This window comes from Salinivibrio sp. PR5 (genome assembly GCF_001996085.1).
Lineage (GTDB): Bacteria > Pseudomonadota > Gammaproteobacteria > Enterobacterales > Vibrionaceae > Salinivibrio > Salinivibrio proteolyticus.
On sequence record NZ_MUFK01000020.1, the window covers coordinates 28503 to 52137 of the forward strand.

At 48.7% G+C, this 23635-nt stretch carries 19 protein-coding genes, 3 tRNA genes and 2 pseudogenes; 13 read left to right on the plus strand and 11 right to left on the minus strand.

Translation table 11 applies throughout. The annotated features are described in order from the left end of the window. Positions 1-2 precede the first annotated feature (2 nt). The 4 genes from BZG82_RS08910 (at position 3) to BZG82_RS08925 (ending at position 3487) form a co-directional block, all read left to right on the plus strand. The gene (locus BZG82_RS08910) at positions 3-872 is read left to right on the plus strand and encodes a fructosamine kinase family protein (protein WP_077661907.1); all 870 of its coding nucleotides are present in this window, start codon (positions 3-5) and stop codon (positions 870-872) included. A 35-nt stretch (positions 873-907) separates the two neighbouring features. Next, a complete protein-coding gene (hxpB, locus tag BZG82_RS08915) occupies positions 908-1552 on the plus strand; it encodes a hexitol phosphatase HxpB (RefSeq protein WP_077765655.1) in 645 nt (214 codons plus the stop codon). Between the two features lie 187 nt (positions 1553-1739). Then, complete coding sequence (locus BZG82_RS08920) at positions 1740-1943, plus strand: CPXCG motif-containing cysteine-rich protein (RefSeq protein ID WP_069587628.1); 204 nt, start codon at positions 1740-1742, stop codon at positions 1941-1943. Between the two features lie 173 nt (positions 1944-2116). Further along, positions 2117-3487, plus strand: coding sequence for an MATE family efflux transporter (locus BZG82_RS08925; RefSeq protein ID WP_077765656.1), 1371 nt, complete (start codon positions 2117-2119; stop codon positions 3485-3487). Positions 3488-3545: 58 nt separating this feature from the next. On the opposite strand, the gene BZG82_RS08930 is transcribed toward BZG82_RS08925, so the two are convergent. The 3 genes and pseudogenes from BZG82_RS08930 to BZG82_RS08940 form a co-directional block, all read right to left on the minus strand. After that, the gene (locus tag BZG82_RS08930) at positions 3546-4205 is read right to left on the minus strand and encodes an HAD family hydrolase (RefSeq protein WP_077765657.1); all 660 of its coding nucleotides are present in this window, start codon (positions 4203-4205) and stop codon (positions 3546-3548) included. Positions 4206-4207: 2 nt separating this feature from the next. Further along, positions 4208-5227: an ABC transporter ATP-binding protein gene (locus BZG82_RS08935; RefSeq protein WP_077765658.1), complete on the minus strand. Its 1020-nt coding sequence runs from the start codon at positions 5225-5227 to the stop codon at positions 4208-4210. After that, a pseudogene (locus BZG82_RS08940) lies at positions 5227-6011 on the minus strand (ABC transporter permease). The gene BZG82_RS08935 and the pseudogene BZG82_RS08940 overlap by 1 nt, the downstream one beginning before the upstream one ends. Here BZG82_RS08940 and BZG82_RS08945 point away from each other — a divergent pair. The 5 genes and pseudogenes from BZG82_RS08945 to BZG82_RS08965 form a co-directional block, all read left to right on the plus strand. Then, positions 5961-6362, plus strand: a pseudogene (locus BZG82_RS08945) (UTRA domain-containing protein); the annotation flags it as partial. The pseudogenes BZG82_RS08940 and BZG82_RS08945 overlap by 51 nt on opposite strands. A gap of 150 nt (positions 6363-6512) precedes the next feature. After that, a complete protein-coding gene (locus tag BZG82_RS08950; protein WP_077765659.1) occupies positions 6513-7517 on the plus strand; it encodes a DUF3080 domain-containing protein in 1005 nt (334 codons plus the stop codon). Between the two features lie 159 nt (positions 7518-7676). Next, a tRNA-Val gene (locus BZG82_RS08955) sits at positions 7677-7753 on the plus strand. A 23-nt stretch (positions 7754-7776) separates the two neighbouring features. Next, positions 7777-7853, plus strand: a tRNA-Val gene (locus BZG82_RS08960). A gap of 13 nt (positions 7854-7866) precedes the next feature. Next, positions 7867-7943, plus strand: a tRNA-Val gene (locus BZG82_RS08965). A gap of 114 nt (positions 7944-8057) precedes the next feature. On the opposite strand, the gene BZG82_RS08970 is transcribed toward BZG82_RS08965, so the two are convergent. The 5 genes from BZG82_RS08970 to BZG82_RS08995 form a co-directional block, all read right to left on the minus strand. Next, positions 8058-8882 (minus strand): Cof-type HAD-IIB family hydrolase, encoded by an 825-nt coding sequence (locus BZG82_RS08970; protein ID WP_077765660.1) that lies wholly within the window; start codon positions 8880-8882, stop codon positions 8058-8060. Between the two features lie 67 nt (positions 8883-8949). Then, positions 8950-9423, minus strand: a complete 474-nt coding sequence (locus BZG82_RS08975) for an NYN domain-containing protein (RefSeq protein WP_077765661.1) — start codon at positions 9421-9423, stop codon at positions 8950-8952. Positions 9424-9564: 141 nt separating this feature from the next. Beyond that, complete coding sequence (locus BZG82_RS08980; protein ID WP_077765662.1) at positions 9565-11313, minus strand: formate--tetrahydrofolate ligase; 1749 nt, start codon at positions 11311-11313, stop codon at positions 9565-9567. Between the two features lie 154 nt (positions 11314-11467). Further along, positions 11468-13141, minus strand: a complete 1674-nt coding sequence (locus tag BZG82_RS08985) for a methyl-accepting chemotaxis protein (protein ID WP_198928542.1) — start codon at positions 13139-13141, stop codon at positions 11468-11470. 698 nt (positions 13142-13839) lie between these two features. Further along, complete coding sequence (locus tag BZG82_RS08995) at positions 13840-14355, minus strand: class I SAM-dependent methyltransferase (protein ID WP_338012750.1); 516 nt, start codon at positions 14353-14355, stop codon at positions 13840-13842. A 137-nt stretch (positions 14356-14492) separates the two neighbouring features. Here BZG82_RS08995 and BZG82_RS09000 point away from each other — a divergent pair, with 137 nt between their 5' ends. After that, positions 14493-16889, plus strand: coding sequence for a DEAD/DEAH box helicase family protein (locus BZG82_RS09000; RefSeq protein ID WP_241837360.1), 2397 nt, complete (start codon positions 14493-14495; stop codon positions 16887-16889). Between the two features lie 308 nt (positions 16890-17197). Further along, positions 17198-18523, plus strand: coding sequence for an ABC1 kinase family protein (locus BZG82_RS09005; RefSeq protein WP_077765667.1), 1326 nt, complete (start codon positions 17198-17200; stop codon positions 18521-18523). Between the two features lie 13 nt (positions 18524-18536). On the opposite strand, the gene BZG82_RS09010 is transcribed toward BZG82_RS09005, so the two are convergent. After that, entirely contained in the window at positions 18537-19478 is a 942-nt protein-coding gene (locus tag BZG82_RS09010; protein ID WP_077765668.1) for a Gfo/Idh/MocA family protein, read from the minus strand. Between the two features lie 92 nt (positions 19479-19570). Between BZG82_RS09010 and BZG82_RS09015 the strand changes: the two genes are divergently transcribed. Further along, positions 19571-19903 carry a DUF3392 domain-containing protein gene (locus BZG82_RS09015; protein ID WP_077765669.1) on the plus strand — a complete coding sequence of 111 codons (333 nt, stop codon included), beginning with the start codon at positions 19571-19573 and terminating at the stop codon, positions 19901-19903. A gap of 98 nt (positions 19904-20001) precedes the next feature. Next, positions 20002-21273 (plus strand): DASH family cryptochrome, encoded by a 1272-nt coding sequence (locus tag BZG82_RS09020; RefSeq protein WP_077765670.1) that lies wholly within the window; start codon positions 20002-20004, stop codon positions 21271-21273. 2 nt (positions 21274-21275) lie between these two features. Here BZG82_RS09020 and BZG82_RS09025 read toward each other — a convergent pair whose 3' ends face one another. Together BZG82_RS09025 and BZG82_RS09030 are read right to left on the minus strand one after the other, a co-directional pair. Continuing rightward, complete coding sequence (locus tag BZG82_RS09025) at positions 21276-21923, minus strand: esterase/lipase family protein (protein ID WP_077765671.1); 648 nt, start codon at positions 21921-21923, stop codon at positions 21276-21278. A gap of 184 nt (positions 21924-22107) precedes the next feature. After that, positions 22108-23478: a YjiH family protein gene (locus tag BZG82_RS09030; protein WP_241837361.1), complete on the minus strand. Its 1371-nt coding sequence runs from the start codon at positions 23476-23478 to the stop codon at positions 22108-22110. Between the last annotated feature and the right edge of the window lie 157 nt (positions 23479-23635).

Consider the following 23635-nt stretch of genomic DNA (forward strand, 5'->3'; position numbering starts at 1 on the left):
TTATGTGGCATGCACTGTCGGTTCACCTTTCAGATCAACTCAATATTGATTTTGAAATCACAGAAAAAACGCCGGTTTCTGGCGGTGATATTCACGACGCTTATTGTGTCAGTGACGATAAAGCACAGCGGTTTTTCGTGAAAATTAATGAACGCGAATGCCTACCCGTTTTTGAGGCCGAAGCAGAAGCACTGCGACAACTGGCTATCAGTGAACAAATACAAGTGCCACAGGTCCATTATGTTGGCCCGGTGAAAGATCAAGCGGCATTAGTATTAAGTTATCTCCCGATTAAACCTCTCGATGACACCCAAGCCTATCTACTGGGCCAACACCTTGCTCGCCATCACCGTTGGGGTGAACAGGTTGAATATGGTTTTGATGATGATAACTACATTGGCATGACGGAGCAGCGTAACTGCTGGCACCGCAAATGGTGTCAGTTTTTTGCTGAGCAACGGATTGGCTGGCAGTTGCAACTTGCTGCCGAAAAAGGCCTCCATTTCGGCGACATCGAAGCCATCATTCAAGGCGTAAAACTCGCTTTGGCGGGCCACTCTCCCAAGCCATCTCTGCTACATGGTGATTTATGGCATGGTAATGCCGGATTATCGGTGAACGGCCCAGTCGTGTTCGACCCTGCCAGTTACTGGGGCGACCGTGAAACCGATATCGCACTGACGGAGCTGTTCGGCGGTTTCCCTGAAAGTTTCTACAATGGCTATCACGCCGAATGGCCGTTAGATGAAGGCTACCAACAGCGTAAAGACATTTATAACCTTTATCATGTACTCAACCACGTAAACCTATTCGGCGGCCCTTATTTAACGAAAACAGAGCAGTTGCTGACAAAACTAGGACTGACGGTGTAGCATGCGCTATCCATGCATACAGATAGAGGTTGGCAATGTTATCTGCCGCAATTTTCGATATGGACGGCCTTTTGGTCGACTCAGAACCCTTCTGGCAACGCGCTCAAATCGATGTACTGAGCGAGCTAGGGGTTTCCATTAGTTTGCAAGACACCCGTGACACCACTGGTGTTCGAATCGATGAAATTGTTAAACACTATGCACGCACACAACCTTGGCAAGGCCCTTCTAATACCGAGGTTAGAGAGCGTATCGTCGCGCGTATGGTCGAATTGGTTCAGCAAGAAAAACCCATGATGCCGGGCGTGAAAGAGGCATTGGCCATTTGTCGCCAAGCCGGCCTTAAAATCGGGCTTGCGTCTTCGTCACCCCTGTCGCTCATTCACCCAACGCTAGATGCATTAGGGTTAAGTGATCAGTTTTCTATTATTGAATCCGCCGGTGATTTAAAGCACGGAAAGCCCCACCCAGAAGTCTACCTGAATGCAGCGCAAGCACTAGACGTTGAGCCTGAGCAATGTATCGCCTTCGAGGACTCGTTCACTGGCCTACTCGCCGCCAAAGCGGCCTCGATGAAAACCATTGTCGTACCGGCCGCCCATGAATGGAACGATCCACGCTTTGTCATTGCGGATCAAAAACTTGAGAGTCTTAGCAACTTTACCCCAGAGATGCTGTAGCACCGATATCGTTCATTGGCGTTTCCATAAGGCGGCATTGGCCGCCTCTTTTATTTCCATCACTTTGCCACCTCCCTCAGCACCTCGATACACTTTGCCCGAGGAGGGCTACGCCTCATCATATCTTCTATACTTATCAAGAAACCCTTATTGGAGAGAAAGTGACGTCCCATCATGAGGAGGAATAATGAAAGACATCACTGACCGGATCGTGAGCTGCCCGCATTGTGGGCACCGTTTTGATATTACGCTTGATTTAAGCGGCGGAAACCAAGAGTTCTATGAAGATTGCCCAAATTGCTGCAATGCCATTCACTACAATATGCAGATTGATGAATTGCATAAAACGGTCAATTTATTTGTCGATGCAGACGACGAGCAAATCTTTTAACTGATAAGACGCTCTCGGGCCTATCTAACGCGACACACTCAGCGTTGTCCCGTCTGTCAGAAATACAGGCGCCGTGCCGAGTTTTGCTTTCTCTTTCACCGCTCTAGCACGTATAATCTCCCTCGTATTATCTGTTCCCTCCTTCCCTTTTAGACAACCGTGTTGAGGCAGTCGTGCAGCAGTATCGTGATGAAGCGAGCGCCATAATTAGGCTCAGTATTCCAGTGTTTATCGCGCAAATCGCGCAAACGTCGATGGGCTTTGTCGACACAGTCATGGCCGGTGGCTATAGCGCGACCGACATGGCCGCGGTCGCCGTTGCATCCAGTGTGTGGATGCCAGCTATTTTGTTTGGTATTGGCCTGTTGATGGCCATGGTCCCGGTGATTGCTCAGCTTAATGGCGCAAGCAAAGACGACCAGATCCCCTATCAATTTCAGCAAGGCCTCTATATGGCGCTGTTTCTGAGTATTCCTATCGGGTTGGTTTTGTATAAAGCTGGCGTCATCATCAACTTGATGGATGTTGAAGCTGCATTAACCGATAAAACAATCGGTTACTTACACGCAGTGATTTGGGCGGTTCCGGCCTTTTTGGTGTTCCAAGCGATTCGTAACCTTTGCGAAGGCATGTCGATGACCATTCCCGCGATGGTCATTGGTTTTATCGGCCTTGCCGCCAACATTCCGTTAAACTGGATGTTTGTGTATGGCAAACTCGGTGCGCCTGAGCTTGGCGGTGTCGGCTGTGGGGTCGCAACCGCTATTGTGTATTGGTTGATGGCCGTATTGATGTGGCTTTATGTGGTATTCAGTAAAAAACTGAGCACTTTGCAGCTGTTTGTTTCGCTATATGCGCCCGCGCTTAAAGAGCAAGTCCGCTTGTTCCGTCTCGGTTTCCCTGTTGCCGCGGCACTCTTTTTTGAAGTGACCTTGTTTGCAGCCATTGCGATTTTGATTGCTCCGCTGGGGCCGATTACCGTGGCCGCTCACCAAGTTGCGATTAACTTTTCGACCATGATTTTTATGCTACCGATGAGCCTCAGTGCAGCGGTCAGTATTCGCGTGGGTCATTTGCTGGGCAAACGCACCACGGTAGGTGCGGGCAATTCGGCCAAAATTGGTATTTGGCTTGGCGTAAGCACCGCGTGTATTACGGCTATCCTTACCGTTTGGCTCCGCGACCCCATCATCGCACTCTACTCGGACAATGTGGAAGTGGCGACACTGGCCTCATCCTTGATGTTATTGGCAGCGGTATATCAAATTACCGACTCTATTCAAGTGGTTGCCGCCGGTGCACTGCGTGGTTATAAAGATATGCGCGCCATCTTCCAACGAACATTGGTGTCTTACTGGGTGTTTGGTTTGCCACTCGGCTATGTATTAGGCATGACAGATTGGCTGGTACCGGCAATGGGCGCTCACGGTTTTTGGGTTGGGATCATTATTGGTATTTCCACCGCCGCGCTCTTGCTCGGTCTGCGATTATTTTGGATGCGAAAACAACCGCCTGAGTTTCAACTTGCGATGTCAGAGCGCTAACCCTCTCGCCCTGCTGAGGTTTTCTTTCAGCAGGGCAACCTCCTCTCCTACCTTTAACTTATCCCCAACTTAAAATCGTCCAATTGGGCTGGTCGGCTTGGGCGCGTAACTGCGAACAAGGGTTGACCAAGTAGACATAATCAGCGTACTGGCATAAAGGTAAGTCGTTGATCGAGTCAGTGAAAAAGTGAATCGCTGAATAGTCGGTTGACTGAGCATTTAGCCATGCCTTTAGACGTGCCACCTTCCCTTCTCGATAGCTTGGTACGCCGGCAATGGTAGCAGTATAGCGATTGTGTTCTGTCACTAAATCAATCCCCAAGGCGTCCGGGATCCCAAGGTGGCACCCCACTGCCTCAACAAGAAACGTGACGCTGGCTGAAATAATCACCCTATCGATGTCATCACGGTCTAACTGCGCCAGCAATGTTTTCGACTCGGCAAACTGCTTAGGTAAAATTTTGGTGTGCAAACACTCTTCTACCAACGCATGGACCTGTTCGACGGATAAGTCGGTCAGGGGCGCCATCGCAAATTGAAGGTAGCTCGCCATGTCGAGCTTTCCTTGCGTATAAAGCTGCATTAAACGCTGATCTTCCTTTAAAAAATCGGCTTGCGTCACCACGCCTTTTTCTACCAAAAACGCGTTAAACAACATGGCACAGTCACCATTAATCAAGGTATCGTCCATATCAAAGACGTATAAAGGTGATGACATGGTTAGGGCCTTACAGGTTGGAGTTCATTTAGGTTAAAAAGCAGCTCGAGCTGACTACCATTTGCCAACAAACGCTCAGACGAGCGATTGAGTAGATCCACTGTGAGCTGGCAGTCATCGACCGCCACTTGATAGCGAATCACATTGCCAAGCAGTTGATGGTTATGGATCCGGCCTACCCGTGGCGCAGAAATATGCGAGCCGTATTGGCGTCCCGGCTCTTTGATATAAATAGACTCAGGGCGAATCGCCACTTTCCACTCGGTATCCAGATTAAACAGCTGTTTCGCTTTCTTGGCCTCTACCAAGTTGTAATGGCCCATAAACCCAGCGACAAACTCATTGGCCGGCTGGGTATAGATTGCTTCTGGCGTGCCCGCTTGTACGATTTCACCTTTGTCCATCAAGAAAATACGATCTGACATGATCATCGCTTCTTCTTGGTCATGGGTAACAAAGATCGTGGTCAAATCCATCTCTTTTTGAATGTCACGGATTTGCTGGCGAAGGTGTTTGCGAATTTTGGCATCCAGTGCCGAGAGTGGCTCATCCAGCAATAGAATTCGCGGTTTCACCACCAAAGCGCGAGCAAGGGCGACACGTTGACGCTGTCCGCCAGATAATTGGTGTGGATAGTGTTTTTCCTTCCCCGTCAGATCAACCAGCGTAATAACCTTAGCCACTTCACGTTGGATGTCAGCCGTCCCCCACCGCTTCATTTTCAATCCAAAAGCAATATTGGCTTCAACCGTCATATTGGGGAACAAGGCGTATGACTGAAACACCATGCCAATCCCTCGTTGCTGAGGTGTTTGGTGAGTAATATTTTCACCATTTACCCATATCTCACCATCATCAACGGGGTTCAAGCCAGCCAGGCTGCGTAGTAAGGTTGATTTACCGCAACCACTCGGTCCCAACAAGGTAATAAATTCACCTTGCTCAATCGTGAACTCAATGTCTTCAAAGACAGTGTTATCACCAAAGCATTTCGTCAGGTTATTAGCACGAACGTAACTCATTATTTCACCCCTCGGCTAAAACGACTTGCGAGCCAAGTCAGTAAGAAAATAAACAGGAAGTAGGTCATGACCAAGGCGGAGGTAAAGTGGCCACTGGTTTGACGCATGTTGTAGAGATAGATTTGCAGTGTCTCGTAACGCGTTCCCACCAAGATATTGGCGAAAACAAACTCGCCGAGCAGAAACGAAAACGACAAGAACAGCGACGCCATGAGGCCTTTTTTTTTACATTCGGTAGTACGATCAGTAAAAACGCTTGGCGGGTACTCGCGCCGAGTAAATGAGCAGCATCCATCAGATCATGCAGCTGAATTGCCTCGAAGCTATTGGCTATCGCACGGTACATAAAAGGCAACGCAATGGTGAAGTAGGTGCCAATCAAAATCCAAGGGGTGCCAATCAGTGCAATCTCGCTGTCGGCATAAAGCTGAAGTAATCCCACTGAAGACACCACAGGTGGCACGGCAAAGGGCAGCAAGATCAGCACATTCATTAGCTTGTCGAGGGCTGGAAAGTAGTAAAACACCACAAAGATTGCCGGCAAGATCAACACCACACTGAGCGTCAATGCGGCAACACAAATAAACAGCGAGCGACCAAATGCCTCTAAAAAACGCGGATCGGTCACCAGCTTTAAGTACCAATCAAACGTAAAACCATCGGGTAACACTGTGGCGCCCCAACGCGATGAGAATGAATAGATTAAGGTCGCCAAGATCGGAACTAGCATCACGCCAACAATTATGCTCATGCACTGGACACAGGCTCTATGTTGCCCATTCATATCATTGAGCGGTTACGTTATATCGATGGTCGCGCGGTACTGTTTGTCGAGAATGTGCTTAAAGCCGCTTTGTTTGAAGGTATCTTAACTGAGGATTTAACCCAGTCACTGACAGGGATTTACCGAGAAAAATATCACTACGAAACGAAACGCTCGCGGTTTGAAGTCATCCCCACCTCAGCCCCCGCTCACGTTGCTAAAGCATTGAACCTTGCCAATGGGCAACCCATCCTCAAAATCTGCCGAATCAACTACAAACAAGGTGGTGAGCTAATGGATTGCGAATTTGAATATTGGCGACCCGACGCGGTGGTGATCCGTATCGACAGTGTCGACCACACTGTTCTATAGTCGGCCTTGTCGGTTCGATCTCAATGTGACGGGAATAAAGCCTTCGGACTGACATAAACTCAGTAAGTTGCGTAAACTATGAGGCAAGGCGATCGGGTTGCGGGTCGCCTTCGTATCGACTGGCATCGACGCTAAAGGAATCACCGTGTTATGCGCTTACTCGCTCCCCTTCTGATTGTTCTATCGATGAGCTTACTGACCGCTTGTGAGCCAGCCGATCCAGCTAAAGCCATGATGGCCGACTACCAACAACGCCTCGGAAATGTGTTGGATGCTGAACCCTCTCCCCTTAGCCTACCGGCACTACCTTCTTTACCTCGTAAACGGGAGCTGATACAGCCCATCGCCGATCTCCGTTTAGGGTTACTCGATGCCTATGAACTGCGCCAATGCGGGCTGTTTAATTTAATTGCCGAGCGTAATTCCTCACTGGGAAAAGTCGCCGATCGCTTTCGCCAGCTTGATTACGAACTCAGTTTTATCCGTGTCGCTAAGCAATGCCTGCCACAGGTGAAAGATGACAGCATCCAAACCGCGCTCAATGACGCCATCGTAAGCAAAACCCAGCAACTTCCCGCCGTTATCTGGAATACGCTGATTGATAGCAGCGCCTGGCAAGCACAGTGGTCATTGCCGATTCACACCTTGCCGGTTGAACTTCCCGCGCATAGCAATGCGGTCAGCGCGATGACGCAATTCGGCCGCTTGGTTCAACAGCCGTCGTCGAGTCATGAAAGCATTCTTGAGTGGCAAGAAAGTATTGAAAAACAACCGATTTTAGGCGCATTATTCGTCAGTCTGACAGCGCATACGGATTGGCTTAATCAAACCAGCCAGTTGATTGCCGACAATCAATCCAAAGTACTGTGTGGTGAAAATTTTGATACTACCCGCCTCGAGCGACTGAAAACCGTGTTTTACAAATATTATGTTGGTGAAGTGCAACCTTATTTGGCGCGCGTCGACGGTTTGTATCGTGATGTGTCACCAACATTAAACCAACTTGCCTCCCTAGAAACACCTCCACCTTTTTCTGCGTATAAATCCGCCTACTGGCAAGGCGAGGCATACACGGCGTATAAACAGGCCATTCGTCATCATGCCGATGTGTGGCAACAGCTGTTCCAACGCTGTAACGTGACCTTAGGCGGGTAAGTGTCCACCTGTCATGTCGCGATCATAAAGAAAAATGGTGAAAAACCATCAATTTGACCACCAAATCGCCAAACAGACGTTAATGTGCAAAAAAGTGCGCTCAAGCGCTTGCGTGACAAAGGTGAACTCGCTACTATTCATCCCGCTTTCAAGCACTGTGCGTCCGTAGCTCAGCTGGTTAGAGTATCGCCTTGACATGGCGGGGGTCGGTGGTTCGAGTCCACTCGGACGCACCACTTTGCTTGAAACACTAAATTATGCGTCTGTAACTCAGTTGGTTAGAGTGTCACCTTGACATGGTGGAAGTCGGTGGTTCGAGTCCACTCAGACGCACCACATTTTGAAATTCGCGTCCGTAGCTCAGTTGGTTAGAGTACCGCCTTGACATGGCGGGGGTCGGCAGTTCGAGTCTGCCCGGACGCACCATTTCCAGAGAGCCTGCTTTTAAGCAGGCTTTTTTGTTTTACGCAAAGACCGCTACTCGTTCCTTAAAGCGAGGCAGGCACAAACACCCACCCCATTTGTTCATGCTTGTTCGTTTTACGCTACGGCGCTATCCGCTGCTAACACAAACTTTTCAATCGCTTTGGGCACACCGTGCTCATCATTGCTCTCGGTAATGTAATCTGCGATTTGCTTGGTTGCTTCCATGGCATTCGCCATCGCAATGCCAAGGCCTGCGTATTCCAACATTGCGTGATCGTTTTCAGCATCGCCCATGCAAATCACTTCATCGGGTTGAATGCCTAGATGCGCTGCAATGGCAGCTACCCCCGCCCCTTTATTACTCGCAGGGTTTAAAAACTCGAGGAAGAAAGGCGCACTTTGCACGACCGTAAATTCCTCGCGTAGCGCGGATGGTAACGCACTGATCACTTCGTTTAACTTGCTTGGCTCTGCCACCATCAACACTTTGATAATCGGATGATCATCGCTTAGGGTCTCGAAATCCATCACGGTAATATCCAGCCCGTTGATCTTGCCCTCAATCTCGGTATATGGATTCTGTGCTGGTGTAATCAAACCGTGCTCAGTACTAAACGCGTGCACGTAGGCACCCAATGCTTCAGCATGTCGAGCCAGCGCTTTCGCGGCTTTGCCGTCTAGCCCTTTTTGCAAGATCACCTCATCGGTCCCTACGTTTTTCACCATCGAGCCGTTGTAATACAGCACAAAGTCTTTATCCGACCCGATTCCCAGTTCGTCTAGCTTAGGCTGCATGCCCTCAAGCGGCCGACCAGACGCCAATACCACAGTCACGCCTTTCTCACGCGCGCGGGCAATGGCTTGTTTATTCTCAGCAGATATTGCTTTCTCGCTGTTTAACAAGGTGCCGTCCATATCTAGGGCGATTAATTTGTACATCGTTTACTCACTTCAACATCAAAATAAAATCAGAAACTGTCCCAGAACTGCAAACTAAACGCCGTGCCTACAACAACATATCGTCTTCAATCGCAATAAAGCGATCGACACTGTTCACCAAGGAATTAGCCGTTAGGGAAGGCACACCAAGCACGATCGCTTCAGTGTGATAGCGCGCGCGGATTTTGTTCATCAGCAAGTCAAAATCTCCGTCTCCTGATAACAGCACCACGGTATCAACCTCGGGGGCTGTTTCCATCACATCAATGACAATCCCCACATCCCAATCCCCTTTGGTGCTGCCATCGGCGCGTTGAATATAAGGCTTTAGCTTAACGGTAAAGCCAATGTGGCGCAGGGCATCTTGAAATTTGATTTGCTGATCGTCATCGCGGCGAATGGCATAGGCATACGCAGTTACCACCTCACCCATATCATTGAGGGTTTGCCATAACTGGCGATAGTTAAACTGACGTCCGTAGGCTTGGCGTGTGGTGTAGTAGATATTTTGAACGTCGACAAAAACCGCGATTTTTTTCAAGTCAGGCTCACAGTCGGTGGGAGAATTGAAGCCAGAGAGGATACCACATCACACGACCGTGAAGATAATCACAAGCGCGGCCTCATCTAGCAAAAACAAAAAAGCCGCTGACAACAGCGGCTCTCACGAGGGTTAGTATCATTAACTCAACCCAATAATATTACCTTCATCATCGAGGTCGAGATTCATAAACGCCGGTTTTTCCGGTAGGCCGGGCATAGTCATCACGTTGCCGCATAAGGCATAGACAAATCCGGCACCCGCGCATAATTTCAACTCGCGGATCGGTACATCAAAGCCTTTGGGAGCACCTTTTATCTCACCATCGGTTGAAATAGACAGCGGCGTTTTCGCCAAACAGACTGCCAAACCGTCATACCCTTGCGCTTTAAATTGTTGCAGTTGCTGTTTCGCGGTCTCACTTAACGTCACGCTTCCCGCGCCATAACCAACTTCCGCAACCGCCATTAGTTTTTCTTCCAAACTTTGCTGGGCATGATACAAGGGCGAGAATGATGCGTTGGTTTCACATTGCGCGACCACTTGTTCCGCCAGTTCACGCGTACCCTCGCCACCTTGGGCAAAGCCTTCACTGATCGCTACTCTTACTTTGTTGGGCAGCGCTTCAATCATCGCCTTGAGTGTCGCTAGCTCAGCATCACTGTCTTGTGGAAAGCGGTTAATCGCCACTACCGCCGGCACACCATATTGGGTCACGTTATTGATATGCCACTTGAGGTTTTCGAACCCTGCTACTAATGCCTCATTATCATCCGCAAAGAGCGCGTCGGGCATAGGCTGACCAGGCTGTAAGTTGTAGTGACCCGAGTTAGCTTTTAAGCCCCGCAATGTCGCCACAATCACCGCACAGTCTGGCGCTTTACCGGATGTTTGTGCTTTGATATTGCAGGCTTTTTCAAACCCCATGTCCGAGCCAAAACCGCCCTCGGTGACAGTATAATCACCCAGTTTAAGGGCAATGTTATCGGCGATAATCGACGAATTGCCATGGGCAATATTGGCAAACGGACCAGCGTGAATCAGTGTAGGCACGCCTTCTAGGGTTTGCATCAAGGTGGGTTCAATCGCTTCTTTCATACTGACCGCCATCGCGCCGGCCACTTGCAAATCTTCGGTGGTGATCGGCTCACCGGTATGGCTATAAGCCAACACGATACGGCCGATGCGCTGACGCAGATCGCGAAGATCGCTCGCCAACGCCAGAATCGCCATTAGCTCAGAGGCAGCCGAGATATCAAACCCGCCCTCACGCTCGTAGCCATTGATGGTTTTACCCGGCTCGTTTTTACCCACAGTCACCATACGCAAGGCGCGATCGTTATGATCCATCACCCGCTTCCACACCACGCGACTTGGGTCAATTTTTAACGCTTTTAAGCCACTGCGCGCCTCAAAATCGTCATAGCCTCGACGTTGCTCGTGATAAATTCGCGCATCAATGGCCGCAGCAGCCAAGTTGTGCGCCGCGGTCACCGCATGAATATCTCCCGTCAGGTGGAGGTTGAGCTCCTCCATCGGAGCCACTTGCGAATAACCACCGCCAGCTGCGCCACCTTTCACACCAAATACGGGCCCCATCGAAGGCTGACGAATACAGGCCGTTACAGAATGATTCAGCTTAGCCAAGCCTTGCGCCAGACCAATGGTGGTGACGGTTTTGCCTTCACCCAAGGGCGTGGGAGTTATAGCGGTGATCAGGACTAACTTTCCCGTTCGCTTGAGGGCAAGACGCTTTAAGCAATCGAGAGAGATTTTGGCTTTATAGCTACCTTGCGTTTTAAACTCTGAGTCAAGAAGGCCAGCTTGCTTGGCAATGGTAGATATGGGGGCGAGTGTGGTGTTACGACAGATCTCGACATCAGGCAGCATGAAACCCTCTCAATAGCGCACAATATGTTATAAGCAAACGTTTGCGTCAGCATAATACCGCTAAAATAGCTATTGTAAAGCGAAAGGACGCTTGCGGTAAGCGTCCTTTATGACTTTTTATCCCGTGTGCCGAGAATAATGATCATGCTATTGCTTAGACGACTTTAAATTGCCCCACCAAGGTATCAAGATCTTGACCAAGCGAGCTCAGCTCTTCCGCCGCGTGTGACGATGCCTCACTTGAGGTCAACAGGCTAGCGACAATGTCGCGAATCGATACCAGATTACGATGAATATCTTCCGTGACCGTAGTTTGCTCTGACGCCGCGCTAGCAATTTGCGAGGTCATATCGTTTACTTGCGAGAACGCCGCGCTCACCGAGGTGATTCGCTCGCCAATTTGCGCTGAAATCGTTGCCATGCTTTGGCACTCTTGATCGCTGTCGGCAATGGTTTTCACGGCACTATCCACATGCACGTGTAGACCATCAAGCATGTCACGGATCTCATGGGTACTGGTTTGAGTGCGACTGGCTAAAGTCCGCACTTCATCGGCCACCACCGCAAAGCCTCTGCCCTGCTCGCCCGCACGGGCGGCTTCAATCGCCGCATTTAGCGCCAGCAGATTGGTTTGCTCCGCAATTTCACCAATCACAGACAGTACTGAGGTAATTTTATCCGACTGAGCTTTAAGCTGATCCACTTGCTGACTCGACTCGCTCATTTTCGCCACCAGCCGCTCAACCGACGCGATAGATTCATGCACTTGGGTTTGCGCGTTTTGCGCATCTTGGGTGGCAGACGTAGCCGCATCGGCAACCTGCGTGGTGTTTTGTGCCACTTCTTGCGCAGCAGAGCTCATCTCTGTCACCGCGGTGACCACTTGCTCGGTTTCGTTATCGTGAGTTTGTAAGTGCTGGGCTACCGTCGCGGTCTGCCGCGCCATATCACTGGCAGTGCTGTTCACTTGTGCGGTGACCTGAGCGACCCGTTGAATAGTTTGCTGCAGTTTGTCCACAAAGCGATTAAACGCATGACCAAGTTGGGCAATTTCATCATGGCCATGCACATGCAAGCGCTGAGTAAGATCACCCTCACCACTGGCAATATCATTAAGCTTATCGAGCATGTTTTTCACCGGTTCACCAATACGCTGCGCAAACCAGCTCACTAGCAACACCGTGATAATCACCGTGCCCAACCCAAGCAAGGTTAAACGCCATATTTGAGCATCCAGTGCTTGCTCTGCTTCACTACGATAAGCGGCTACCTCTCGCTCGATATCATCGATATAGGCACCGGTACCCAGCAACCATCGTCCGTTATTGATCATCACCGCATAGCCAATTTTCTCAATCAGCTGGTCAGCGCCGGGCTTGTCAAACATAAAATTGAAAAAGCCATCGCCTCGCTGTGCGGCCTCAAGCAGGCCCTGAATAACCTTGTTGCCTTTAGGATCGGTAAAATTAATCAGGTTTTTCCCTTCAAGGGCTGGTTTAACAGGGTGAAACACATTAATCCCCTGTTTGTTGTAGATAAAAAAGTAACCCGCTTCGCCAAACTGCACATCAGTAAGCGCCGTTTTAAGCGCCGCCAGACGTGCCTCACTGGCACCGGGGTTGATGCGTTTGACAATGTTCTCCGCCACCTGAGTCACTTCTTCGAGTTGTTTTTTACGCTCGTTGACTAATTTTTCCCGAAACGTGGCAATGTTCTCTTCTATTAATGTCCGCTCGTTATGTGCCGTGATCGCACTCAAAATCAATATCGAAGCAATAAGCGGCACAATGGCAAGCAGCAGTATTTTTGTTTTAAACATCAGCTTCATGAGCATTTACCCTACAGACTAATTTTGTAAGCAAATGCTACTACTTAGCTAGACAGGATAAAATATAACCAGCTGTTTTCTATGAACTAAGCGACACTCAATTAGCGAAGCTGTGATACTGGTTGAAGTGTCATGTAACTGGTAGGAACCGTGTCATATCGTGGCGCGGGTGTGATTTTTCATCCCATGATTATCTGTGGAGAGAGGAACATAGGATCAATTATCGAGCGCACTATGACTTCGCTCTGTGTTAATGACTCTATTTTTACGGTCTAGATATGCACAGACCTTAGACGTCATGATGGAGATAAACGTTATCACACCAGTGTGAATACCTGCTTTGTACTCGCTGAAACCCCAGTATTCGTAGTTTGAAAACAGCTTTATGGTCCCGAAACTGACTAGAAAAGGAAGAGCAACAAAGAGTATTAAGCTTATAAGTGTTTTTAGTAATAGTGACTTCATTTTTATTTTTATCAAGCTTCTATAAAAGACTCTCATCCATGCTTATAACGATTACGTCACTTCCACGCAGGAGTAGGAAGCTAAGCACGTACAAGTTGGCAATTATCCGGTGAGTTGCGCTTTAAAATCAAGAGCTTGTAATTAGCACCAAACCATTCCCCTGCTTTTTCAGTACGTCATCCAATTACCATACGCTAACCAACCTTATGCGATAGAGGCAAATAGCGACTTCTTTAAAGTTTATGTAAAATGGCATTAAACCACATTGTCTCATTTTGTGGCCTATTATCTGATGTAAGCCAGGTTTTTCTTATAGTTAGACCACCGACATCCCGAATGACCTGTTCAAAACGCTCTTCATTCATATCCGTGAAGTGACGTTCTCCCTCTTGACGCTCAGAGTCTCCATATTTAAAACTGACGATAAATTTCCCCTCGTTTGAAAGGAATTGAGCCAAATGTTCAAAAGTTTCTGGCAAATGTTTATGAGGGACATGAAGCAAACTTGCGCAGGCCCAGATCGCATCAAAGCTCTTTTGAGATGAGAACTCCATGAACGTACAGCAGTGTACTTTGTGCCCAACAAGTTGCGATGCAGCCTCCGACATAGCTTTACTTGCATCGAACGCTTCAACGTCAAACCCCATTTTTTTAAAATTCAACGCATCACGTCCAGAACCACAACCAGCATCAAGAATAGCAGCTCCAACTGGTAGTAACGGAGTCAGTTGCTGGTAGAGATTACTCATATCAACCTTTTGAGTTGTAAATATAAAAGTAGCGGCATGCTCGTTATAGTAGTGAACGGAGGATTTAACTGTATTACAGTATGTCATTATTCGGTCAATCCATTTTGATAAGCTCGTCATTAACAGGATATAGCTCAGTGTCAGGACAAGAAGTTTCAACTTTAACTCAACATCCGGATGTTCTCACGACCGGATCGCAGCAGCCCTTATTGCCTCAACTACTCCATGCTATCAATCATGCCAATGAAATAGAAATAACGGTATCTTTTATCCGCCTTAGCGGTCTTACCCTTATTTTAGATGCCCTCCATGAAGCGCTTGAACGTGGAGCAAGCCTCAAGATATTGACATCTGACTATTTACATATCACTGATCCAAAAGCGCTAGAACAACTGCTCAGTCTGCCTGGGGCGGAGTTGCGGGTCTATCAATGTCAACCGAACGATGGCTTTCATATGAAAGCGTACATTTTTATCTGCAATGAACAAAGAGAAGGCTGTGCCTTCATCGGCTCAAATAACCTCAGTCGACAAGCGTTGACTAACGCCCATGAGTGGGCCTTACGCTATGATCTCATCAAGGATAACAGCTATAGTCAAAACCAGTTTTCCCGAATACGTCAGGCATTTGATTATATCTTTCATCACCACCAGACCACCGAGCTGACATTTGAATGGGTCCAGCAATATATTGTACGGCGTAATCCACCTCAAGTGACTCACTTGTTTCCTTCAGAAATAAAAGAGGCTATCTACCCAAAACCGGACCAAGAGCTAGCTTTAAAAGCTTTGGCTGACACTAGAGAACAGGGGTATCTTCGGGGTTTAGTTGTCCTAGCAACGGGAATGGGGAAAACTTGGTTAAGTGCTTTTGATGCACAGCAGATAAAAGCTGAACGAGTCTTGTTTGTTGCTCATCGGGAGGAAATTTTACGACAGGCTCAGAGTACGTTTTCTCAGCTACTGCCGGACTACAGCACGGGACTTTACGCTAGCAAGGTACGTCAAAAAGATGCTGACTGCTTATTCGCATCTATTCAGACCATCGGGAAAAAAGAGCATCTAGCCCAGTTTGATCCGAGCCATTTTGATTACGTTGTAGTCGATGAATTTCATCATGCAAGCGCGCCAATCTACCGTATCTTGCTTGATTACTTCAAACCTCAATTTATGCTGGGCCTTACCGCAACGCCGGAACGAAGTGACCAAGCTGATATTCTGAGTCTGTGTGATAATAATCTAGTCTTTGAACGCAACCTAGTTCATGGCATAGACAATGGCGCTTTAGTGCCTTTCCATTACTACGGGATCTGGGATGGTCATGTCGATTACACCTCTATACCTTGGCGGAATGGTAAATTTGATCCCGAAGCTTTGGAGCATCAGTTTGCCAGCCAACTTCGAGCTAAGCATGCTCTTGAGACTTGGAATAAATACAAACAGCATCGCACTTTAGCATTCTGTGTATCCACCAAACACGCCGATTATATGGCAGATTATTTTAATCGCCATGGCGTCACATCTGCCGCAGTTCATAGCAAGTCACCTTTGCGTCGAAATCAAGCTCTATCACTCCTAAAAGACGGACAACTGAAAGTCTTATTCACTGTTGWCCTGTTTAATGAAGGGGTAGATTTACCGAGCATTGATACTGTTATGATGTTACGCCCCAGTGAATCTAAGATTGTATTTCTACAGCAATTGGGCCGAGGCTTACGATTGGCAGAGAATAAAACTCACTTAGTTGTTATGGACTTTATCGGTAACCATCACAGCTTCCTATTGAAGCCTATGGCCATACTCGGAGCTTCAAGCATCCGGCAAGCCGTGAAGAAGGTGAAATCTCCGGAGCTTCCAAAAGGCTGCTTTACCAACTTTGATCTAGAAATAACAGACTTCTGGCAGAAATTAGCGGAGCAACAGCGCACAACAGCTTTAGAAGATTTGATGTACTTGGAGCAAAAACTGGGACATAGGCCAACAGCAACCGAATTTTATCATGAGTACAAAAGCCTGAAGAAAGCCGATAAAAATCATGGTAGCTGGTTTGAACTAGTGGCTGCCTACGAAAAAGATGACAAGGAAGTGCAGAAACTAATCCCATATTTTGAATTTCTGCGAAAGGGCGTACAAAAAACAAGCATGACCAAATATTTTAAAGCGATAACATTGCGGGCTTTTATAGCACTCGATGGCCTACTTACGCCCCCTAGCCTAAACGACTTGGCAGAAAAAAGCTGGTATCTTTTGCAGCATTACCCTCTCCTTGCTGAGCGCGATATCCTTAATAAAATGAAGGGAGAACCCGCAAATTCTACCGCTTGGTTAGCCTATTGGAAAAATAATCCGATAGCTGCTTTCACCAAGGAGACGAAAACGGCACCAGCATGGTTTCGCGTCGAAAATAACCGATTTGTTCTCAACTGTCCAGTTAGGCAGGACGATACGGAAGTGCTTAGTAGCGCCATAGTAGAGCTTGTTGACTACCTACTGACAACTTATGGTCAGCGTGGAAATAAAGAAACTTCTAGTTAAGTGTGCAAAAACTTGCTCTAAATAGAGTCAATTGACTCAAAGCCGCTAACCATGAACTCAACATAGTCACTGGACTTAAGTGCACAGCAAGCTATTGCACAAAACTAGGTTACAGCATTTCAACGGTTCCTACATGTAGCCTAATTACATGCGCTCGGTGATTTGGTGACTATCTTACCTCAATATGCATTCCCACGCAGGAGCGTGGGAACGAGCGCAATAAACAAGGATAGTGTGATCAGTGTAAATCTCCACCAAACCATTCCCCTGCTTTTTCCGTATCTTTAGTGGTTGACAAGGAGACGGTGATGAAAAGTAGCAAGGTTCCTCATGGGCGGTATTCTCGGTTAGGAGCGTTGGCTTCCCTAGCGGGGCGTGTGGCGTCGAATGTGGCGTGGGAAGGTGCGAAGCAGTTTGCACAAGGCAATCGGCCGAGCCGTAAAGATTTGGTGATGTCGCCGGCTAATATCGCCCATGTAGCGGACAAACTGGCGGATTTGCGCGGTGCAGCGATGAAGGTCGGTCAGTTATTGTCGATGGATGCGGGCGATTTAATCCCACCCGAGCTCAGTGATTTACTGGCTCGATTACGCAATCATGCCACGCCTATGCCATCTACCCAGCTTAACCAAGTACTCACCGAGCAGTGGGGGCCCGAATGGAAGCAAGCTTTTACCCACTTTCGTTTTTCACCCATCGCGTCAGCGTCGATAGGCCAAGTGCACGAAGCCTATACCGATGCTGGTGACAAGGTAGCGGTGAAGGTCCAGTACCCGCGCATCAAAGACAGCATTGATAGCGATGTGGATAATGTGATCACCCTACTGCGCTTAAGTGGCCTGATCCCCAAAGAAGCGAATTACCAAGCCTTGCTCGATGAAGCGAAGCAACAACTGCACGATGAAGCCGATTATCGTAAAGAAGCGAATGCAATGCTGCGCTTTCACGAGCGGCTGAATACTCATACGGATTTGGTAGTGCCCACTGTCCATTCAACCTTAACCACAGATCGCGTGTTGATCATGGATTATATGGCGGGCGAGCCGATTGAAACCCTAACAAAAGCCGAGCCTGCAGTGCGTCATCGTGCGGTGAGCCAACTCTTCATCCTACTCTTTGAAGAGGTGTTTGTGTTTGGGGAAGTGCAAACGGATCCTAACTTCGCCAATTATTTATACCAACCAGAAAGCGGCCGTATCGTCTTGCTCGATTTTGGTGCCACTCGTCAGTACACCTCACGATTTACTGAGGGCTACCGTAAGCTGTTCTTAGCTGCCATTGAAAAAGATAACCCCGGCATTGACGCAGCGCTGACTCAGATTGGCTTTTTTGCCGAGGCGATCTTACCGGAGCAAAAAGCCAGTGTACTTGAGCTTGTGAACACCGCCTGTGAACCAATAGCGACGGATGCACCCTTTAATTTTGGTCAAGCCGATCTAGCCACCCGTTTACGTAACCGTGGGATGGCGCTGAGTATGGAGCAAGGCTATTGGCACACACCGCCGGCGGATGCGCTATTTTTGCATCGTAAAATTGCGGGACTATATTTGCTGGCTGCCAAATTGGATGTCACTTTAAATGTGCGAGCCCTGCTAATGCCTTACCTCACGGCAGAGCGCGTAAAAACAGCCTAATCATGCAAGCGAATTAACCATTGTCTCGCAGCGCTTCACAGTAGGCGACTAAGTCTTCGGCCACCCAATGAGAGGCCACACTGCGTGCGGTAATAGCGGCATCGATCCGGCCCGTTTGGACCACCTCAAACCAGTGGGTCAACATGGCTTCAAACCCTTTACTGGCCTGCATGCCTGTCCAGTCAGGGAGAGACAATTGCGCGACTTGATTGTCTTGCATACGCTCACCGCGCGTAAATCCATCAAAGAAGTAGCACTCGTTACGATAGGCTGCGGCAATGGTTTCCTTGGTGGCGCCGTATTGGCGATTCATACTGGCTTCAAATAAGCTATTCTCGCGATGCCAACGAACATCTAAACGCGCGAGCAGTCCTTCATCAAACTGGGCAAACACATCCAACTCATCAATGTTCATGTCACCGTGCAGGTTAATACTGTCAAGCGGGTGAATAAAGTCATCGAAAATAAACCGACGAGGCGCATCTGGCAGCGCATGACGATGCTTTTCCCACCGTAACGATAACAATGGCGAGCCGAGTTCATCTTCTGGGCGCTGGCCGTTTAAATGGGCGTTTAACAACGGCAAATAACGGCGATTAAATCCTGCAAACAAAGGCGTATTATGCTTTTCTGCAAGGTTAAAGAGGGCTTCAACATCCGCCCCCGATTGGGCCACCGGTTTGTCGACAAACACGGGAATACCTGCGGCTAAGAACGGACGCACCAACGCCGGATGAGCATGAGTGGCAGCATGAATCATCACCCCATCCAGGTTCAGCGCCAACACTTCTTCAACATTGGCTGCTGTGTGCGCTACCCGATACTGCTGCGCCAATTTCGCGAGTGTATCGGCTTGGCGGCTACACAAGACCCAGTCGAGATCGGGCCAGCTTGCAAGTAGTGGCAGGTATGCCTTTTGGGCGATGTCACCCAACCCTATTGAGGCAATTCTCATGTTTTCTCCTTACCGCGCGCGACTTGCGTTGAGGCTGGAAGTCGCTAGTAGAAATCAGTAACCTAGCAGCATTCTACAGAGTGTGACGAATTATGAATATTATTATCTCTTGGCTTGCCCAAGGCGGTGCTTGGCTAACCCCTTGGTTAAACGAAATCGCCATTGCGGTCACCGCATCTTTATTGGTGGTGTTTGGTAACGACATTAACCGTACCCTGCGTCGTTTACTGACCGGCCACAACTTTTTTGTCCGCACCTTGGTGTTTATCGGCATCAATGCATTTGGCTACGGCGCATTTATTGTGGCAGTGTCTCCTTGGCTCGCCGCGAAAATGCGCGCCTGGCCTGATCAATGGCTAATGTGCGCCGTGGTAGGTATCTTTGTGTTTGTTGGCTATTGGGCGCAACGTCAACGACAGATCTAATCCTAGACCCAATTCGCTGTTTAAAACATCGGCATCCATACTTACTGATCAATCTGGATGTCGATTCTCGGCGTATTGGCGAGAAAAAGGAGATCAACATGCAACGCGGACTGATGTGGTTTCGCCACGACCTTCGAATTCATGACAACCCTGCTCTCGCCAATCTTGCTTCGAGCTGTGACGAACTTACCTGTGTGTTTGTCATTGATCCACGCTGGTCACGCGCGGATCACTTCCAAAGTAAACACCTCGGCCCTCAGCGCGAAGCGTTTTTGTGGCAAAGCCTTATCGAGCTTCATCGTGCGCTCGATGTCATGGGACAAAAGCTTATCATTAGAACAGGGGCACCTTTGGAAGTGCTTGCCGACCTGTGTACCCAACACCAGATTGATGTTATTGGCGTCACCGATCACCCAGGCCCCTTTGAGCGCCAGCAAATAGATACCCTTGTTAGCCGGTTTCCACAGCGTGTGGTGGTGTCTGATGCACATACGCTGTTTAGTCAGCATCAGTTACCCTTTGATTTACCCGATATTCCTGCCACCTTTACGCAATTTAGAAAAGCGGTCGAAAAGCGCGACATTCCGCCACGTTTGCCGCTTGCGGTGCCAGAGTCCTTACCGCGCCCTATCGATGGCATAGTTACCGAGCCCGCGCCTTTATCGGATCGCCGTATTGCCCCTTATCAAGGTGGAGAGATTGCTGGCCGCGCGCAACTGAATCATTACTTGTGGGATACCCATCGTATTCAACGCTACAAAGAGACGCGAAATGGTTTGGATGGTTGGGATTTTTCATCCCGTTTATCCGCATGGCTAGCCAATGGTTGTTTGTCTGTGCGTTGGGTCGCTGCAGAGCTGGACCGTTATGAGCGCAATGTGGAGAAAAATGAGTCCACCTATTGGCTCTATTTTGAGCTCCTATGGCGGGAATATTTCCAGTGGATGTTGTATCACTACGGAGCCCGCTTTTTCCGTTTTAAAGGCATTGCCGATAAACGTCCGCTCACCACGTTTTATGCCGAAGCCTTTATGGCATGGCGTGAAGGCAATACCGATTTTCCGATCGTCAACGCTGCCATGCGCCAGCTAAAACACACAGGCTGGATGTCGAACCGGAGTCGTCAATTAGTCGCGAGCTGCTTGGTGAATGAGCTAGGTGTGGACTGGCGTTACGGCGCTGCTTACTTTGAGCAACAACTGATTGATTTCGATGTCGCCGCTAACTATGGTAATTGGCAATACCTCGCTGGTGTCGGTGCAGATCCTCGCGGCAGTCGTCGGTTTAATCTCGATAAGCAAACTGCACAATACGATCCTGAGGGAACGTTTATTGCTCGCTGGCTCGCCGATGAGGTTCCGTCACATTAGCGTTAGGGTTCAACTTGTGCGGCAGGTTCGGAAGCAGGCTGGTAGCTGTCGATAATGGCGATCACTTTATCGCTCACCCGACGAGAAAAAAGCAATGCAATGTGGGTGAGCGGAAAAATATCATGGCTGCTCATGCCTTCGATTTTGGTTTCTTCGACCAGCACAGTGCCGTCGCAAACTTGGTTCTTTATCAGCAGCGATGCTGGGCCCCACGGGCAATTTCCGGCAATACTGTGCAAAGGCGGTAATCCCTGCCAGGGCATCACCTCATCGGGCAATAAAATAGATTGGCTCCGTTGGAACAGCCAGCCGCCCCACCCTAAATCATCAAACACTTTGGCCAGTGTTGCGCCTTGATGGGGGGTGCCGAGGGTAATCACCGCGTGCACCGCATCAGCAGGGTTATCGTCTAGTTGCGCACTCTGCTCCAAATAGCGGCGAATAATCAGCCCGCCCATCGAGTGGCCGATTAAAATAGTGGGCTGATGATCAATAAACGCATTGATGCGACGAGCAATTTGCTCAAAGTCCGGATCTAGGGTGTTATAAGAAAGGTTGAGTACCTCATGTCCTTGCTTTTCTAGGCGTTCACTTAGCGGGATCAAAAACACACCGTGCATGTACAGCCCATGAAGTGTCACTATTTTCATCCCATCTCCTTATTAAACCCTTACCGCTCATCATGTTGGTGATAGACGAGGGGTAACATGCCAGATAGTTCGCGCCCATTTACCATACCAAGCATAACGTGCTACTGCATGAATTCGTGACCCAAAAAAAACGCCTCACGTTGAAAACGCGAGGCGCTTAACAGACTGTTCTTGGCCTATCGGCTTAGAAAATCAAATGTGCGACACCCGCGATCACCGGTAAGGTCACCAAGGTACGCAAGATAAAGATCACAAACAGTTCCCAGATTTTGACTGGAATTTTACTGCCTAGCAGCAAAGCACCAACTTCTGACATGTAAATCAGCTGGGTGACAGACATCGCTGCAATCACAAAGCGAGTCATCTCGTTGTCAATTTCCGCGGCAAGAATGGCAGGGATAAACATATCCGCAAAACCAATCACCATAGTTTCTGATGCTTTGACCGCCTCGGGAATATGCAGCAGCTCAAGCAAAGGAACAAACGGTGCACCCAGTACGTTAAAGATACTGGTGTACTCAGCCACCATCAATGCCGCTGTACCAATCGCCATCACAACAGGGAGTACGCCCAGTACCATGTCAACTGCGTTTTGAGCCCCTTCTTTGAGTACGCTGTTCACCGAGCGAATTTTTTCAGCACGGTTAAGCGCGCACTGTAAGCCGTAGCTCAGCGTAGTATGACCTTCAGGCAACACTTCTTCGTTCGATTCGCGGGTTGAGCCGTCAATCAACTCGTCTTTTTTCCAGCAAAGTGGCGGAAGACGAGGAACAATAATCGCTGCAGCAATCCCCGCCAGACACACCGCCAAGTAGAACCAAGTAAACATGTGCATCAAGTCAACTTGGGCGATCACAACCAAGCTAAAGCTGATCGATACCGCTGAGAAGGTGGTGCCGACAACCGCGGCTTCACGCTGTGTGTAAAAACCTTGCTCGTATTGCTTGCTCGTCATCAAGATACCGACACTACCGTCTCCTAACCACGATGCCGCACAGTCAACCGCCGAGCGGCCAGGCAAGCCAAACAATGGACGCATCACTTTGGTGAAAACGGCGCCTAACATTTCCAGCAGGCCAAAACTGGTCAGCAATGGCAACAGCAATCCGGCAAAAATAAACACAGAAAGCAGGATAGGCAGCAAATCATTAAGCACGAACGCGCCAGTGAGCTCACCCATGATAAGTTCAGACCCGTAACCGAAGAAGGTCATGGCAACAAATACGCCACCGATCACACGGGTGGCTAGCCAAATCGGTGAAACATTAAATAGGCCGTTGAGAAAACCGTGGCGAGTAATAAAGCGGGGTTTTGTTAGCGTAACAATCAATGAGGTGACCGCACTGAAAACCACCAATGCGGTGACCACAGCAGTTGCCGAGCCGCCCAATAAATCAAGAACGCTTCCGGCCATGACCGCAATGGGAATAGTGACACCATCGCCGAAGTTTACCGGCGTCATAAAGAGAAGTAAGCCAAGAAGCGATGGGATGGCGAACATCAGAATATTTCTCATCGAAGGCACCGTCGTCGAGAGAGAGTCAGTTTTTTGCATACGTCTGAATCCTGAATTTTTATTTGTATCACCGTGACAAAACGACGAATTGTCGATTAATTATTCACTCACAGTGACTATCTGCAATCGAGATTACCGAATCATGCATGCGATGTAAATGTTTATTTAGTCATAAATACTGAATAAATACATCTAT

Excerpts from the sequence above, each read along its gene's own strand:
- BZG82_RS08920 (WP_069587628.1), top strand. The coding sequence starts at position 1,740 with ATGAAAGACATCACTGACCGGATCGTGAGCTGCCCGCATTGTGGGCAC.
- hxpB (WP_077765655.1), top strand. The coding sequence starts at position 908 with ATGTTATCTGCCGCAATTTTCGATATGGACGGCCTTTTGGTCGACTCA.
- BZG82_RS08980 (WP_077765662.1), bottom strand. The coding sequence starts at position 11,313 with ATGCTGCCTGATGTCGAGATCTGTCGTAACACCACACTCGCCCCCATA.
- BZG82_RS09010 (WP_077765668.1), bottom strand. The coding sequence starts at position 19,478 with ATGAGAATTGCCTCAATAGGGTTGGGTGACATCGCCCAAAAGGCATAC.
- BZG82_RS08910 (WP_077661907.1), top strand. The coding sequence starts at position 3 with ATGTGGCATGCACTGTCGGTTCACCTTTCAGATCAACTCAATATTGAT.
- BZG82_RS09005 (WP_077765667.1), top strand. The coding sequence starts at position 17,198 with ATGAAAAGTAGCAAGGTTCCTCATGGGCGGTATTCTCGGTTAGGAGCG.
- BZG82_RS08935 (WP_077765658.1), bottom strand. The coding sequence starts at position 5,227 with ATGAGTTACGTTCGTGCTAATAACCTGACGAAATGCTTTGGTGATAAC.
- BZG82_RS08995 (WP_338012750.1), bottom strand. The coding sequence starts at position 14,355 with ATGAGTAATCTCTACCAGCAACTGACTCCGTTACTACCAGTTGGAGCT.
- BZG82_RS08950 (WP_077765659.1), top strand. The coding sequence starts at position 6,513 with ATGCGCTTACTCGCTCCCCTTCTGATTGTTCTATCGATGAGCTTACTG.
- BZG82_RS09015 (WP_077765669.1), top strand. The coding sequence starts at position 19,571 with ATGAATATTATTATCTCTTGGCTTGCCCAAGGCGGTGCTTGGCTAACC.
- BZG82_RS08930 (WP_077765657.1), bottom strand. The coding sequence starts at position 4,205 with ATGTCATCACCTTTATACGTCTTTGATATGGACGATACCTTGATTAAT.
- BZG82_RS09025 (WP_077765671.1), bottom strand. The coding sequence starts at position 21,923 with ATGAAAATAGTGACACTTCATGGGCTGTACATGCACGGTGTGTTTTTG.
- BZG82_RS08985 (WP_198928542.1), bottom strand. The coding sequence starts at position 13,141 with ATGAAGCTGATGTTTAAAACAAAAATACTGCTGCTTGCCATTGTGCCG.
- BZG82_RS08970 (WP_077765660.1), bottom strand. The coding sequence starts at position 8,882 with ATGTACAAATTAATCGCCCTAGATATGGACGGCACCTTGTTAAACAGC.
- BZG82_RS09020 (WP_077765670.1), top strand. The coding sequence starts at position 20,002 with ATGCAACGCGGACTGATGTGGTTTCGCCACGACCTTCGAATTCATGAC.
- BZG82_RS09030 (WP_241837361.1), bottom strand. The coding sequence starts at position 23,478 with ATGCAAAAAACTGACTCTCTCTCGACGACGGTGCCTTCGATGAGAAAT.